This window comes from Sphingomonas sp. Leaf5, from assembly GCF_001421155.1.
Classification (GTDB): Bacteria; Pseudomonadota; Alphaproteobacteria; order Sphingomonadales; family Sphingomonadaceae; genus Sphingomonas.
In genome coordinates, this window is record NZ_LMJZ01000008.1 from 32,981 (window position 1) to 46,105 (window position 13,125).

14 protein-coding genes are annotated in these 13,125 nt (G+C 65.8%); 11 read left to right on the plus strand and 3 right to left on the minus strand.

Annotated features, from left to right (window positions below):
* The first annotated feature begins 210 nt into the window (after positions 1–210).
* From ASE50_RS07805 to ASE50_RS07825, 6 genes are all read left to right on the plus strand, one after another.
* Positions 211–2,697 carry a TonB-dependent siderophore receptor gene (locus ASE50_RS07805; protein ID WP_056398118.1) on the plus strand — a complete coding sequence of 829 codons (2,487 nt, stop codon included), beginning with the start codon at positions 211–213 and terminating at the stop codon, positions 2,695–2,697.
* Between the two features lie 73 nt (positions 2,698–2,770).
* On the plus strand, positions 2,771–4,390 hold the full coding sequence (locus ASE50_RS07810; RefSeq protein ID WP_056398120.1) for a glycoside hydrolase family 27 protein: 1,620 nt from the start codon (positions 2,771–2,773) through the stop codon (positions 4,388–4,390).
* Positions 4,391–4,631: 241 nt separating this feature from the next.
* Complete coding sequence (locus ASE50_RS19675; RefSeq protein ID WP_156347352.1) at positions 4,632–4,970, plus strand: hypothetical protein; 339 nt, start codon at positions 4,632–4,634, stop codon at positions 4,968–4,970.
* 26 nt (positions 4,971–4,996) lie between these two features.
* On the plus strand, positions 4,997–5,212 hold the full coding sequence (locus tag ASE50_RS19680) for a hypothetical protein (RefSeq protein ID WP_056398126.1): 216 nt from the start codon (positions 4,997–4,999) through the stop codon (positions 5,210–5,212).
* Positions 5,213–5,271: 59 nt separating this feature from the next.
* Positions 5,272–5,445 carry a hypothetical protein gene (locus ASE50_RS19685; RefSeq protein ID WP_156347353.1) on the plus strand — a complete coding sequence of 58 codons (174 nt, stop codon included), beginning with the start codon at positions 5,272–5,274 and terminating at the stop codon, positions 5,443–5,445.
* Positions 5,446–5,486: 41 nt separating this feature from the next.
* The gene (locus ASE50_RS07825; RefSeq protein WP_162236179.1) at positions 5,487–6,353 is read left to right on the plus strand and encodes an alpha/beta hydrolase; all 867 of its coding nucleotides are present in this window, start codon (positions 5,487–5,489) and stop codon (positions 6,351–6,353) included.
* Positions 6,354–6,379: 26 nt separating this feature from the next.
* Here the strand turns inward: ASE50_RS07825 and ASE50_RS18735 are convergent, their stop codons facing one another.
* Positions 6,380–6,523: a hypothetical protein gene (locus tag ASE50_RS18735; protein ID WP_156347354.1), complete on the minus strand. Its 144-nt coding sequence runs from the start codon at positions 6,521–6,523 to the stop codon at positions 6,380–6,382.
* Complete coding sequence (locus ASE50_RS07830; RefSeq protein WP_235512244.1) at positions 6,520–7,119, minus strand: TetR/AcrR family transcriptional regulator; 600 nt, start codon at positions 7,117–7,119, stop codon at positions 6,520–6,522. Before ASE50_RS07830 ends, ASE50_RS18735 begins: the two co-directional genes overlap by 4 nt.
* Positions 7,120–7,208: 89 nt before the next feature.
* Here ASE50_RS07830 and ASE50_RS07835 point away from each other — a divergent pair, with 89 nt between their 5' ends.
* The 3 genes from ASE50_RS07835 (at position 7,209) to ASE50_RS07845 (ending at position 9,603) form a co-directional block, all read left to right on the plus strand.
* A complete protein-coding gene (locus ASE50_RS07835; RefSeq protein ID WP_200909498.1) occupies positions 7,209–7,547 on the plus strand; it encodes an SDR family NAD(P)-dependent oxidoreductase in 339 nt (112 codons plus the stop codon).
* Complete coding sequence (locus ASE50_RS07840; RefSeq protein ID WP_056398138.1) at positions 7,544–8,545, plus strand: NADP-dependent oxidoreductase; 1,002 nt, start codon at positions 7,544–7,546, stop codon at positions 8,543–8,545. The genes ASE50_RS07835 and ASE50_RS07840 overlap by 4 nt, the downstream gene beginning before the upstream one ends.
* Positions 8,546–8,787: 242 nt before the next feature.
* Positions 8,788–9,603 carry an oxidoreductase gene (locus ASE50_RS07845; RefSeq protein ID WP_082438895.1) on the plus strand — a complete coding sequence of 272 codons (816 nt, stop codon included), beginning with the start codon at positions 8,788–8,790 and terminating at the stop codon, positions 9,601–9,603.
* Between the two features lie 665 nt (positions 9,604–10,268).
* Here ASE50_RS07845 and ASE50_RS07855 read toward each other — a convergent pair.
* A complete protein-coding gene (locus ASE50_RS07855) occupies positions 10,269–10,832 on the minus strand; it encodes a CAP domain-containing protein (RefSeq protein ID WP_235512245.1) in 564 nt (187 codons plus the stop codon).
* A gap of 20 nt (positions 10,833–10,852) precedes the next feature.
* Here ASE50_RS07855 and hemW point away from each other — a divergent pair, with 20 nt between their 5' ends.
* Both hemW and ASE50_RS07865 read left to right on the plus strand, forming a co-directional pair.
* Positions 10,853–12,016: a radical SAM family heme chaperone HemW gene (gene hemW / locus ASE50_RS07860; protein WP_056398151.1), complete on the plus strand. Its 1,164-nt coding sequence runs from the start codon at positions 10,853–10,855 to the stop codon at positions 12,014–12,016.
* A gap of 61 nt (positions 12,017–12,077) precedes the next feature.
* The gene (locus ASE50_RS07865) at positions 12,078–13,082 is read left to right on the plus strand and encodes a N(4)-(beta-N-acetylglucosaminyl)-L-asparaginase (RefSeq protein WP_321163373.1); all 1,005 of its coding nucleotides are present in this window, start codon (positions 12,078–12,080) and stop codon (positions 13,080–13,082) included.
* Positions 13,083–13,125: the final 43 nt, after the last annotated feature.

A 13,125-nucleotide genomic window follows, 5' to 3' on the forward strand; every position in this document is an offset into this window, starting at 1 on the left:
CCCCATGATGGGCTCGATGGGCGATTCGTGCCGCCAAGGTCGATCCGGCGGGACTCCGGCTGAATTCACCCGGTCGTGCGGTGAGAAAGGCTGGATGATATCAACAAACCGACCGACCATCTGCAATCGTTTGTTGCAATCCATTGCAGGCTTCGCTACTTTTCCTTCATAAAGGCCTGCGGTCAGCGTGGGCAGGTCGGGAGAGGGTGAATGAAGAAGACGTCGTATCTGCTCGTCAGTGCTGCACTCAGTGCATTCCTGCCGGCTGCCGCGCTGGCGCAAACTGCCCCCGCGCCAACGAATGCGCCGGTCGAGGATGCTGCGACAGACCCTGCCAATGCCAATGACGATATCGTCGTAACCGGCACCTCGCGTCCCGAACGTCGCCTGACGACCAGCATCTCGATCAGTGCCCTCGACTCCGCGCAGATTGCGCAGACTGCGCCACTTGGTAGCGCCGATCTCGTGCGCAACGTCCCCGGCCTGCGTTCCGAGGCATCCGGTGGCGAAGGCAACGCCAATATTGCCGTTCGTGGTCTGCCCGTCGCCAGTGGCGGCGCGAAGTTCGTGCAGTTTCAGGAAGACGGCCTGCCCGTGCTCAACTTCGGCGATATCGCGTTCGCGACCGCCGATGCCTTTGTCCGTCCCGACAACAACGTGCAGCGCGTCGAGGTCGTTCGCGGCGGTTCCGCTTCGACGTTCACCAGCAACGCGCCGGGCGCGATCATCAACTTCATCAGCAAGACCGGCACCACCAGGGGTGGGAACATCGCGCTGACCAAGGGGATCGACTTCAACCGGACGCGGATCGACGCCGACTACGGTGCCCCGATCGGGGACGACTGGAGCTTCCACATCGGCGGCTTCTACCGCATCGGCGACGGCGTAAAAGACATCGGCTACAACGCCGAGAAGGGCGGCCAGATCAAGGCCAACGTCACCCGCAAGTTCGCGAACGGCTTTGTCCGCATCAATGGCAAGTTTCTGGACGACCGGTCGCCGGTGTACATTCCGGTTCCGATCCGTAACACAGGCAGCAACAGCGATCCGAAATTCAGTGCCTTTCCCGGCTTCGATCCCAAGAGCGATCCGCTCCAGTCGCCATATTTCCGTTCCGATCTGGCGGTCGGCCTGAACGGACGTCGGATTCGTACCGACGTCGCCGACGGATATCGGACCAAGGTGCGCGGCATCGGCGGCGAGGCATCGTTCGATCTGGGCGGCGGCTGGAACGTCGACGACAAATTGAACTACGCGAAGAATTCGGGTGGCTTTACCTCGCCCTATGCCGCGAACGTCAACACCGCGGCGTCGTTCGCGACGTCGATCGGCGGCGCTGGCGCGACGCTGCGCTACGCCAACGGCCCCAATGCCGGGCAGACGATCGCCAATCCAGGCGCGCTGAACGGCAACGGCCTTGCCTCGAACTCGCTGCTGTTCAATGTCACGCTCGACGATTTCACCAATGTCACCAATATCCTGACGCTGAGCAAGGATCTCGACGGCGGGAGCATCGGGTCGGGCTCGGTCACGCTCGGCTATTTCAAGTCGTATCAGGCCGTGAAGATGGACTGGCACTGGAACAGCTATCTGCAAGAGGTATCGGGCAACCGCCCTGCCCTTCTCGACGTCTACAATGCCGCTGGCCAGATCCAGACGCAGGGTGGCCTGATTGCTTACGGCGAGCCCGTATTCGGCAACTGCTGCGCACGCTACTATGACGTCGACTACAAGATCGACGCCCCCTACATCGCCGCGACGTGGAAGGCCGGCCGCCTGAACCTCGACGGCAGCGTCCGGTGGAACAGCTCGAAGGCCGACGGGATCTACGCCTCCAACAACGGCCTTACGACGCTCGACGTCGATCAGGACGGGTCGATACAGGTGCCCGAGCGGTCGGTTCCTGTGGTCAGCCTCGCCAATGCCAAGCCGGTCGATTACCGCAAGAACTACTTCACCTGGTCGGTCGGCGCGAATTACGAGTTGCAGACCGACCTGGCCTTGTTCGCCCGCGTCAGCCGGGGTGCGCGGTTCAACGCGGATCGCGTCCTGTTCGGCGGCGGCGTCCGCGACAATGGCAGCATCGCGGACGACGTCGCGGTCAATTTCGTCAACCAGCAGGAAGCTGGCGTGAAGTACCGGTCGGGCGGCTTCTTCGCCAACGTCACCGCCTTTCGCGCGACCACGGCGGAGTCGAACGAGATCATCATTCCGCAGCAGCGGACGATCAACAACAAATATCGCTCGTACGGCGTCGAACTGGAGGGGGGCCTGAACTACGGTATCTTCCAGCTTACCGGCGGGGCGACCTATACCCATGCACGCATCGTCGAAAGCGAGGTCACGCCGGCGCTGAATGGCAACACGCCCTATCGCCAGGCCGCTTTGATCTTCCAGGCATCGCCGCAGATCGCGATCGACGGGTTCAAGCTGGGCGCGAACTTCATCGGCACGACGTCGTCCTACGCCTCGGACGTCAATCAGCTGAAGATCCCGGGCTACGTTATGACCGGCGCGTTCGCCTCATACGCGATCACGCCTGCGCTGCAGGTGTCGGTGAACGCACAGAACCTCTTCAACGTCCTTGCGATTACCGAATTGGGTCTGTCGGGCGACACCCTTCCGACCAACGGTATCAACACCGCGCGCGCCTTCCCGGGACGCAACATCAGTGCGACGATCGGCCTGAAATTCTGATCGGTCGCACCGTGAAGACCGACGGTCCGCTTCCGGGCGGACCGTCGGACATAGTGGATGAGAAGGGAATAGGATGACTCTGCGCAACGTCTTCCGCGCGATCGCGATCGGGATCGGAGCCGCCACTCTGGTTGGAGCCAACCTTGCGCCGGTCACCGTGGCTGCACAGACGACGCGGCCACCCGTCGATACATCGACCGGTTCCGCTGTGTTGTCCGACGTTACGGGCAACTGGCTTGTCGTCCCACGTCGCACGCCGGACTCGGTCGCGATCGGCGGCATCCCGCGCTCGTTCAGACTGGCGAACGATCGAGGCACGGTGAAGGGGATGTTCCGCTTCAATGGCTGGGACTACCCCATTGCCAACTGGGTTTCGCGGCCCGATGGCTTCGCGTTCGACCTGACCGGCAAGCCGCCGTTTGTCCAGATGCGCGCGAAGCTGACCGCCGATGGCCGGTTCATGGACGTGTGGATCGGCAACGCGGTCGTCGGCGTCGCTCCGTTCCTGGCGCGCCGGGTGAGCGCTGCCGAACTCGCCGCGATCGAGCAGAATGCGCCTCGTCCCGACAATATGGTCAAGCTGCCGCTGCCGGCACCGCGGGATTTGCGGGTGCGCAACCTCGCGCCAGTGCCACCGATGGGCTGGAACAGCTGGAACGTGTTCCGCGAAGCGGTGGACGACCAGTCGGTTCGCGCAATGGCGGACGTGATGGTCAGCAGCGGACTGCGCGATGCCGGCTATCGCTATGTCACGATCGACGATGGCTGGCAGGGCAAGCGCGACGCGACGGGTGTGCTGCACGCCAATGCCAAATTTCCCGACATGAAGGGGCTGGTCGATTACGTTCACGCGCGCGGGCTGAAGATCGGCATCTACAGCTCGCCCGGCCCCGTCACTTGCACCGGCTATGTCGGCAGCCATGGGCATGAGGCACAGGACGCGAAGACCTTCGCCGAATGGGGGTTCGACCTGCTGAAATACGACTGGTGCAGCGCCGGCAACATCTACGACACCAAGGTCGAGATGCAGGCGCGCTACCAGATCATGGGCGCCGCGCTGCAGGCAACCGGGCGCGATATCGTCTACAGTCTGTGCCAATACGGGCTGTACGACGTCGGCCGGTGGGGCAATGCGGTCGGCGGCCACATGTGGCGCACCGGCGGCGACAGCATCGAGGGCGATCTGTGGCACGCGGTTGATTACCGCTTCGATCACAATGGCAGCGCGGAGCATGCCGGGCCGAGTGCGTGGAACGATGCCGACATGATGCTGGTCGGTATCGACGGGCTGACGACGGAGGAATATCGTACGCACTACACCTTGTGGACGATGGCCGCGTCTCCGATCATCCTCGGCAACGACCTGCGCACCATGACGCCGGCCGTACAGGCGATCATCGCCAATCCCGCCGTGATCGCGGTGGGACAGGACCGGCTTGGCAAACAGGGGCAACGCGTAGGCCAGGCGGGCACCACCGAGATCTGGGCCAAGCCATTGGCGGACGGTTCGAACGCGATCGCGCTGTTCAACCGTGGCGCAGCAGCGACGGTGATCACGGTCGACTGGCAGTCGATCGGCCTGCCTGCGCCGAAACACGTGCGCGATGTGTGGCGCGGCACCGATGTGCCGCCTGCGGCCGATTACACAGTTCAGGTCCCCGGTCACGGGGCTATCCTGTTGCGCGTGTCCTGAGCCGGTGACGCCGTTCGAGCGGCGGCTCGACCGCTTGGCGCAACGCTCCGCCGGCAGCTGGAGCGATTGGACGGCACGACGCATGACGTGGGAGCATAGTGGACCCGGATGGACGCGGTGATCCGGGCGGGTGCCTCGGCGCGACCCGAAGCGATGCCGTCGCGGGCGGGCGGCGGCCTTGCGGTCGCCGACGCTCTAAGCGTCCAGCCGGCGCTCGACACGATGGCGGATGTCGAGCCACTTGCCCAGCGGCGGCGCGCAACGGCCGGCCGGCTTCCTGACGCAATCCGCCTTCACCGGCCTCGCGCAGGCCTTGTCCTGTCTCGTGCCTCCGCTGCTGATGTGGTGGGGCCCCGACAAGGATGCGGTGGACGCCAACGGCATTCCCGACGTCACGCGCACCGCCTTCATCGTCGGCGCGATCCTGTCGCTGCCGACGATTTTGTGGTCGGTGCTGCGCGTTCCCGGACTGCCAGTTCGGGATCGCGATACCGCGCCAATGGTATGCGATGTTCGCCTATTGGCAGTTCATCGCCTTCGCGCTCGCCCGGTCGCTGCACGGCATCAGCGATGCGGGTAGCCAGGGCTTCCGCGACTCCTCGGACGGTGGAGCAGATCGGTGCCTTCTACGACCCGGTCGCCTTTGACGGGGCGCTGGCGATGGTGCCGGTGACCCGCCGCTATGGCGCGCGCAGCGTCCATGCGGCATGCCTCGCCGTGTCCGGCGCGGCAATGCTGGCGATTCCCGGCGTCGCCAGCAAGCAGTGGCTCTACCTGCCGATGATCGGCATCTGCTGGGCGAGCATGATCGGCAATGCATAGGTGATGCTCATCGACACGTCCCGCCGGCACCGTTCGGCATTTACATGGGGATATTCCACATGCTCATCGTCATCCCAATGATGATCGAAAGCCTGACCATCCCGCTTTTTTACCGCCCGCTGCTGGGCGGCGATGCGCGGGGCATGCTCTATGTCGCGGGCGTGTTGATGGTGATCGGAACGGCGGTGACCTTGCGGGTCGGCAACATGGCGAAGCGGAGCGTTGCGGCATGATGCGATGGATATTAGGTGCCGCGTTGGCGATCGCTGCCCCCGTGGCAGCGGCTCCGGCACAGGATGCGGCGCGCGATGCCGCCTTCATCGAGACCGAGGTCGTGCGGCTGTGGCCGGGGCGGGCACCCGGTGCGACGGCCGATACAACCGAACAGACGCCGACCATGACGATCTTCCGCCCGCAAAAGGGGCAGGCGAATGGTGCCGCGGTCGTCGTTGCTCCCGGCGGCGGCTATATCGAGCTAGCGGACAACATCGAGGGGCGCCAGGTCGCTGACTGGTTTGCCTCGCGCGGCGTCACGGCCTTCGTCCTGCGCTATCGTTACGGTCCAACGGCGCGCCTGCCGATGCCGTTGCTGGATGGCGCACGGGCGATCCGCTCGATCCGCGCCGATGCGGCCAAGTACGGCATCGACCCGGCCCGTGTCGGCATGATCGGATTCTCGGCCGGCGGCCATCTGAGCGCCATGACCGCTGCCACGGCCGATCGAGGACGAGCGACCGCGACCGATCCCGTCGAGCGGCAGAGCAGCCGGCCGGACTTCCTGATACTCGGCTATCCGTGGCTGGAGGCGACGGTGATCGATGCGCAGGGGCATTCCCCGTATTGCACTTTCGCCGGAAAGGGCTGCGATCCCAAGCTGTACGAACGCTTCCTGCCCGCGCGGGCAGTGACCGCTGCGATGCCGCCGACCTTCATCTATCATACCAGCAACGACGTCGTCGTGAAGGCGGATGGCATCCTGCGCTTTTACGACACCTTGCAGGCCATGGGCGTTGCCACCGAACTCCATGTCTTTGCGAAGGGCAGCCATGGCACCGGATTGGGCGGGTCCGATCCGGCGCTGGCACGGTGGCCAGAGTTGATGGAGCATTGGCTCCGCGCAAACGGCGTGTTCAGACGGTGACCATGTTACGTGACGGTCCCCTCCGGTCACCGCACACCCTGTAACGCCACCGTCAGCCGGCAGGGATCGGGCCGCTGGCGTCCGTCAACGCGCGACGACAGGAAATCCTGCGTTCCAGCGTCGTATAGCCCGGCCCCATGGGGAGCGGCGGTGTCGGTCCGCACGTTCATGCGCGAACATCCTCGTTGTGGTCCATGGCAGAACGGGATTGCGTCGGTCCGATCCATGCGCGGGTCTCGCGCAGCAGTTCGTTCGACAAAGCCGCGTCATCGATCGCACGCGACAATATGACAGCGCCCACCATCGCTGCCCAGCGCCCGATCGCCGCACGGCGCCGCTCCGCGCCATCGTCTCCCGGCAATGCTTCCGCCAGACGACCGATATGCGCGTCCAGCCCTTTGGCCATGGCACCGCGCGCCGGCGGTGTCTGATGTCGCATCAATCCGGCGAGGCTCGCCATCGGGCATCCCTGATCGGCATTTTCGCGATGCAATGGCGACAGATAGGTGTCGGTCCATGTATCGATATCGTCCATCCCGGATCCGTCACCTGCCAATGCGTCGGTGACCGTTGCCGTGATCAGCTCGTCCTTCGATGCAAAATGGCCATAGAAACCGCCATGTGTCTGCCCGGCGGCTTTCATGACGTCGGCGACCGTTACCGCCGCGAAGCCACGCTCGCGGAACAGCCGGCTTGCCTCCTGCAGGATGCGGCGACGGTTGGCGACCATCTGCTCGCGGCTGACCTTCATTGAAATAATCTCCATCGGGCGGTTGACGTTTCATGACGGCTATCACATTTAGCAATCATGATGCACGTCATCAATATAGCAACGCCTATGGAAAGGGCAATCCGATGACCGACCCTGCCGTTCTCATCACTGGTGCTTCCACTGCTATCGGTGTGACCAACGCCGATCGTCTCGCGCGCCGCGGGCACGGCCTTGTGCTGGTCACCCGCGACGAGGCCCGCCTCGATGGACCGGCGTTGCGACCGAACGATGACGCCGGCGTCGCGGTCGAGTTCCTGCCCGCCGATCTGACGCAGCCCGACCAGTTCGCCGTCGTTGAGCCGCGGTTGCACGATAACGACCGGATCGGCGCCCGCATCGACAATACGGGGGCGGGCTTTGGCGGCAGCTTTGTCGACCAGCCGACCGACGCGATCGATCGGCTCGCGGAGCACGCGGCATGAAGGCGTATGTGCTGGAACGGTACGGCAAGGGGCAGCAACTGAAGCGTTCCGACGTGACCGACCCCGTTGCCGCAGCCGGCGAGGTGCTGGTCGAAATCCATGCGACTGCGGTCAATCCACTCGACGGAAAGATCCGTGACGGCGCGTTCAAGCCGATCCTGCCATACAAGCCGCCCGTCATCCTCGGACATGATCTGGCGGGCATCGTGGTCGGCGTCGGTACAGGCGTAACCCGCTTCAAGGTCGGCGATGCCGTCTATGGTCGTCCGCGCGACCGACACATCGGCACCTTCGCCGAGCGGATCGCGGTCAACGCGGCCGATCTGGCACCGAAGCCCGCCAATGCAACGATGGCGGAGGCGGCGTCGCTGCCGCTCGTTGCGCTGACCGCGTGGCAGGTGCTCGTCGAGGAAGCCGGTCTGAAGCCGGGGCAGAAGGTGCTGATCCATGCCGGCTCGGGCGGGGTCGGCACGATCGCGATCCAGCTCGCCAAGTATCTCGGCGCGACCGTCGCGACGACGGCGAGCGCCACCAACGCAGATCTGGTCCGCAGCCTCGGTGCCGACGTCGTCATCGATTACAGGACGCAGGACTTCACGACCCTGCTGTCGGGATACGACGTTGTCCTCAACAATCTCGACCCCAAAACGCTCGAACGATCGCTGAAGGTGTTGAAGCCCGGCGGCAAGCTGATCTCGATCTCGGGACCGCCCGATCCCGCCTTTGCGAGAGCGCAGGGCCTCAATCCTCTGATCCGCCTCATCCTGCGCCTGATGAGTGCCGGCATTCGCCGCCGGGCGAGGCGCGCAGGCGTCGATTATGCCTTCCTGTTCATGCGGGCCGATGGCGATCAACTCGCCCGGATCGGCGCGCTGGTCGAGGACGGTGCGATCCGACCTGTGGTTGGCCGAACCTTCACTTTCGATGCGCTGAACGAAGCGATCGACTACGTCGATAGCGGCCGCGCGAAGGGCAAGGCGGTGGTAACGGTCCAATGACGGATACACGCGTCCCGCTCCTTCGAATCGCACAAGCGAGGGAACCGCAATGACCCGGGCGCGAGCGAGAACTCGTCGGATCTGACGCGCCGCATCCCCGGGGCCGAACTCGTCCTGTATCCCGACGCCGGGCATGGCGGCATCTTCCCGTATCACGCCGCCTTCGTGGCGAGGGCCATGGCATTTCTCGACGCCTGACCGACCGGGGTCGTCCGGAGCGTCTAACAGATAAGGAGACACCGATGAATTCGACATCCAGCAGGATCGCTCTCGTGACGGGTGCCTCTTCCGGCATCGGAAAGGCAAGTGCCGAGGCCCTGGCTCGCACGGGCTTCACGGTTTTCGGCACGAGCCGCAGGCCGAGTGGCGGGAGCCCTGAAGACGTCACGATGCTGGCGTGCGACGTGACCGACGATGCGTCCGTCGCAGCACTGGTGAAGACGATACTCGAACGCGCCGGCCGCATCGACGTGCTGGTCAACAACGCTGGTCTGGGCATGTTCGGGGGTGCCGAAGAATCTTCGGTGGCCCAGGTCCAGCAGCTGTTCGACGTCAACCTGTTCGGGGTGATGCGCATGACCAACGCCGTGTTGCCGTCGATGCGGCTGCAGCGAGCAGGACGTATCGTCAATATCAGCTCGGCCCTCGGTTTCGTTCCCGCACCATATTCAGCGCATTATGCGGCAAGCAAATACGCACTCGAAGGCTATTCGGAATCGCTTGACCACGAAGTCCGGGCGTTCAACGTGCGCGTGGCCTTGATCGAACCGGGCACCGTCCAGGGCTCGTTCGACCATAGCTCGCTCGAACCGGATGCAAAGCTGGCGGCATACGCGGCAGGCCGCGCTTGGGTGCATGACTTCTATACCAAGTCCAAGCTCACCGCCGACACTCCCGACGACGTAGCGGACGCCGTACGTCTGGCCGCCACGGTCGCACAGCCGCGCCAGCGTTACCCCGTCGGCAAGGTCGCGCGGCAAATCAGCCTGCTGCGTCGCCTCATGCCCGCGAGGCTGTTCGACAAGGCGTTGCGGCAGCAGTTCCGCATGCCGACCTGAGCCCGCGCCCCGGACGGCGCGCGGCGACAGCCCTACGACGGGCCATCAAGCAACGATGCGCGGGTATTGCTCAGCCCCCGGCGGTGCGATCATGCATCCCAAGATGCCTGCGCCGCGTCGCCGTCAATTTCCAGTGTTTGCAGCCAGATCGATCGCGTCTGCCATGACCTTGTAGCCGACGTCTTTTGGGGGAAGTTTATCACCGTCGCGGTACCGAGGATCGGCTTTGTCAGCGATCACGGCCGAAGCGGTCGAGCGCCTGCCGTACAGCCTCGCATCGCTCGCTTTCACCGGCAGTATCCTGTCAGGGCGGGATCGTCCGCGCGCTCGATGATCTGCTTGTCGGCCGCGATCAGGGCATCAGCCGTGACTGGATCGCCCCCCGTTGATCTAAGCTGCGGTCGATGTCGTTGATGCCCGGGTCGCGCTGCCAGCCGATCGGTCCAGCCCCGAAAGGCATTGATGGTGGAACCGGCACCTTCGGCGACAGAGGCACCCAAGGCAACGACGACGTTCGTAGACTGCGTTGGTGCTACGTCGACCTGGGTGAGGATGACCGGCGCACGGATGGAGACCGACAGTCGATCGAGCGCATCGACCGCCAGCGGGATAGGACCGCTTCTCAGCGGCGTCGCGTGGAAGGTGCTGCAGGACCGTCGCCTCTACTAATAAGCGCGCTGTCCCGCGACATTGCCGGCCGGCACGTAGCGGCACACGACATAGTCGTCGCGCACGTTGCTCGCCTCGGCACAGCCGAACCGCTGCGTCGTCCGCCACATGATCTGGGTGTAATGCCCGACATCGCCGAACTTGCCGGTGCGGGACACAGCGGGCAGCACGCCCGGCACATAGTCGCGCCGTTCGGCGACCCAATGTCCGACCATCTCGTCGTAGCGATAGGCACCGCGCGTGCCGGTCCACAGACTCTCGCCCTGTTCGGGAACGCCGCGCGGTTGCGCCGAATGTTCGAACCGACCGGTCTTTGCCAGCGTATCGGCATAGCGGGCGGCATCGCGCGCCAGTGCAGGGTCCCAGCCGAGCGGGGCCAGTCCCGCCGCCGCCCGCGCCGCCCGGTGGCCCGCGTCCATCGCCTGTCGCAACAGCGCCGGCCCGCGCGGTGCCGGCCCCTCGAACGCGCGCGGCTCGACGATGCGTTCGGGGCCTGCCTCGCCGCCCGACGAACAGCCGGTCAGCAGCAAAACCGGCGCCAGTATTTGTATCGATCGCATGACGCCCATATGGGACGGCGATGGTGCCCGACCAACCTCCGCTCACGCTGCCGCCGCTGGCGCTCTACGTCCATTGGCCGTTCTGCGTATCGAAATGCCCCTATTGCGACTTCAACAGCCATGTCCGCGATACGGTCGATCAGGCGGCGTGGTTGCAGGCGCTGCTCGCCGATCTGGCCCATGAGGTCGCCGCACTGCCCGACCGGCGGCTGGCGTCGATCTTCTTCGGGGGCGGCACGCCGTCGTTGATGCCGCCGGCGACGGTCGCGGCGATCATCGACGCCGCCTGCCGCGCGTGGCCGCCGACCGACGATATCGAGATCACGCTGGAGGCGAATCCGTCCTCGGTCGAGGCCGCCCGCTTCGCCGATATCGCCGCCGCCGGGGTCAATCGCGTGTCGCTGGGCGTGCAGGCGCTGCACGACGATGCCCTCGCCTTCCTCGAACGCGCGCATGGCGTCGAGGAGGCGCTGGCCGCGCTCGGCGTCGCGCAGCGCCATTTCGCGCGGGTCAGTTTCGACCTGATCTATGCCCGGCCCGGCCAGTCGCTGGCGGCATGGGAAGCCGAACTCGCCCGCGCGCTGTCGTTCGGGACCGAGCATCTGTCGCTGTACCAGCTGACCATCGAGCCGGGCACGCGCTTCGCGACGCTGGCGGCCAGGGGCGCGCTGACCCTGCCCGATCCCGACCGTGCCGCCGACCTGTTCGAAACCACACAGGCGATGACGTCGGTCGCCGGTCTGCCGCTGTACGAGGTGTCGAACCATGCCCGTGCGGGCGCGGAGAGCCGCCACAACCTGACCTATTGGCGCTATCGCGACTATGCCGGTATCGGTCCGGGCGCGCATGGCCGGCGTGGAGGCATGGCGACGGTCCGACGCAAGAAGCCCGAGAACTGGATCGCGGCGGTGACGCGCAACGGCCATGGCATCGAACGCGAGGATGCGCTGACCCCCGACGAACGCGTGACCGAGGCGCTGGTGATGGGCCTGCGGATGCGCGAGGGGATCGACCTTGCCCGCGTCGCGGCGCTGGGCGCACGACCGATCGACGCGGTAGTGCGCGCCCCCGCGGTGGCGCTGCTGGCGCGGCAGGGACTGGTGGCGCGCGAGGGCGACCGGCTGGCGCTGACCCCGGCGGGGTTTCCGGTGCTCGACGCGGTGCTGCGCGAGATCGCGGTATAGGCTTGCCCCGTTCCCGGCGACTGCGCACAACCGCGCATCACCAGTAAAAACGGGGCCGACCATGCCGACCATGCCGACCATCACCCGCCGCACCGCGATCGCCGGCCTCGCCGCCGCCACCGCATCGGCGACCCTGCCCGCCCGGCCGCGTGCCGGCGGCGTCCTGCGCGTCGCTTCGACATGGGACTTCGGTGCCGCCGCGAACGATGCCGCCGTTGCCCGGTTCAAGCGCGGCGGCACGTTGATCGACGCGCTCGAAGCCGGGGCGCAGGTGCCCGAAGCCGACCTGACCAACCATTCGGTGGGCAAGGGCGGCTATCCTGATCGCGACGGGCGCGTCACGCTGGACGCCGTCATCATGGACGACAAGGGCCATGTCGGCGCGGTGGCGGCGATGGAGGATATCGCCCATCCGATTTCGGTCGCGCGCGCGGTGATGGAGCGTACCCCGCACACCTTCCTGGTCGGCGACGGCGCACGGCAATTCGCGCTGGCCAACGGCTTCACCGCCGAAAAGCTGCTGACCCCCGAAGCCGAGGCCGAATGGCGCAAATGGCTGAAAACGTCGAAATATGCGCCGGCCGCCAATAGCGAGAACGCCCGTGCCCCGCTCGGCGGGTCGCTCGACCATGACACGATCGGCATGATCGCGCGCGCGCCCGACGGATCGCTGGCCGGTGCCTGCACGACGTCGGGCATGGCGTTCAAGCTGCACGGCCGGGTGGGTGACTCGCCGCAGGTCGGCAGCGGCCTGTTCGTCGAGGCCGGGGTAGGTGCCGCAACCGCCACCGGTCTGGGCGAGGAAGTGACTCGGATCGCCGGCACCGCCCGCGTCGTATCGTCGTTGCGCGCCGGCATGTCGCCGATGGCGGCCTGTCGCGAAGCGGTCGAGCATATCGCCCGGTTGCGCGGGTCGGCGCTCGACGGGGTGCAGGTCGGTTTCCTCGCGATGGACGCGCGTGGACAGGTCGGCGCCTTCGCGATCCTGCCGGGCTTCACCTATGCCGTCACCGGCGACGACGGACGCAGCACGGTGTCGAAGTCGGCGAGCCTGCGCAGCGCCTGACGCGAAAAGGCCCTGTCACCGCGATGGTGACAGGGCCAGTTCG

What these genes read in the sequence shown, in the direction of transcription:
- ASE50_RS07805 (WP_056398118.1), top strand. Translation starts at nt 211, where the DNA reads ATGAAGAAGACGTCGTATCTGCTCGTCAGTGCTGCACTCAGTGCATTC.
- ASE50_RS07810 (WP_056398120.1), top strand. Translation starts at nt 2,771, where the DNA reads ATGACTCTGCGCAACGTCTTCCGCGCGATCGCGATCGGGATCGGAGCC.
- ASE50_RS19685 (WP_156347353.1), top strand. Translation starts at nt 5,272, where the DNA reads ATGCTCATCGTCATCCCAATGATGATCGAAAGCCTGACCATCCCGCTT.
- ASE50_RS18735 (WP_156347354.1), bottom strand. Translation starts at nt 6,523, where the DNA reads ATGAACGTGCGGACCGACACCGCCGCTCCCCATGGGGCCGGGCTATAC.
- ASE50_RS07830 (WP_235512244.1), bottom strand. Translation starts at nt 7,119, where the DNA reads ATGGAGATTATTTCAATGAAGGTCAGCCGCGAGCAGATGGTCGCCAAC.
- ASE50_RS07835 (WP_200909498.1), top strand. Translation starts at nt 7,209, where the DNA reads ATGACCGACCCTGCCGTTCTCATCACTGGTGCTTCCACTGCTATCGGT.
- ASE50_RS07840 (WP_056398138.1), top strand. Translation starts at nt 7,544, where the DNA reads ATGAAGGCGTATGTGCTGGAACGGTACGGCAAGGGGCAGCAACTGAAG.
- ASE50_RS07845 (WP_082438895.1), top strand. Translation starts at nt 8,788, where the DNA reads ATGAATTCGACATCCAGCAGGATCGCTCTCGTGACGGGTGCCTCTTCC.
- ASE50_RS07855 (WP_235512245.1), bottom strand. Translation starts at nt 10,832, where the DNA reads ATGCGATCGATACAAATACTGGCGCCGGTTTTGCTGCTGACCGGCTGT.
- hemW (WP_056398151.1), top strand. Translation starts at nt 10,853, where the DNA reads ATGGTGCCCGACCAACCTCCGCTCACGCTGCCGCCGCTGGCGCTCTAC.
- ASE50_RS07865 (WP_321163373.1), top strand. Translation starts at nt 12,078, where the DNA reads ATGCCGACCATGCCGACCATCACCCGCCGCACCGCGATCGCCGGCCTC.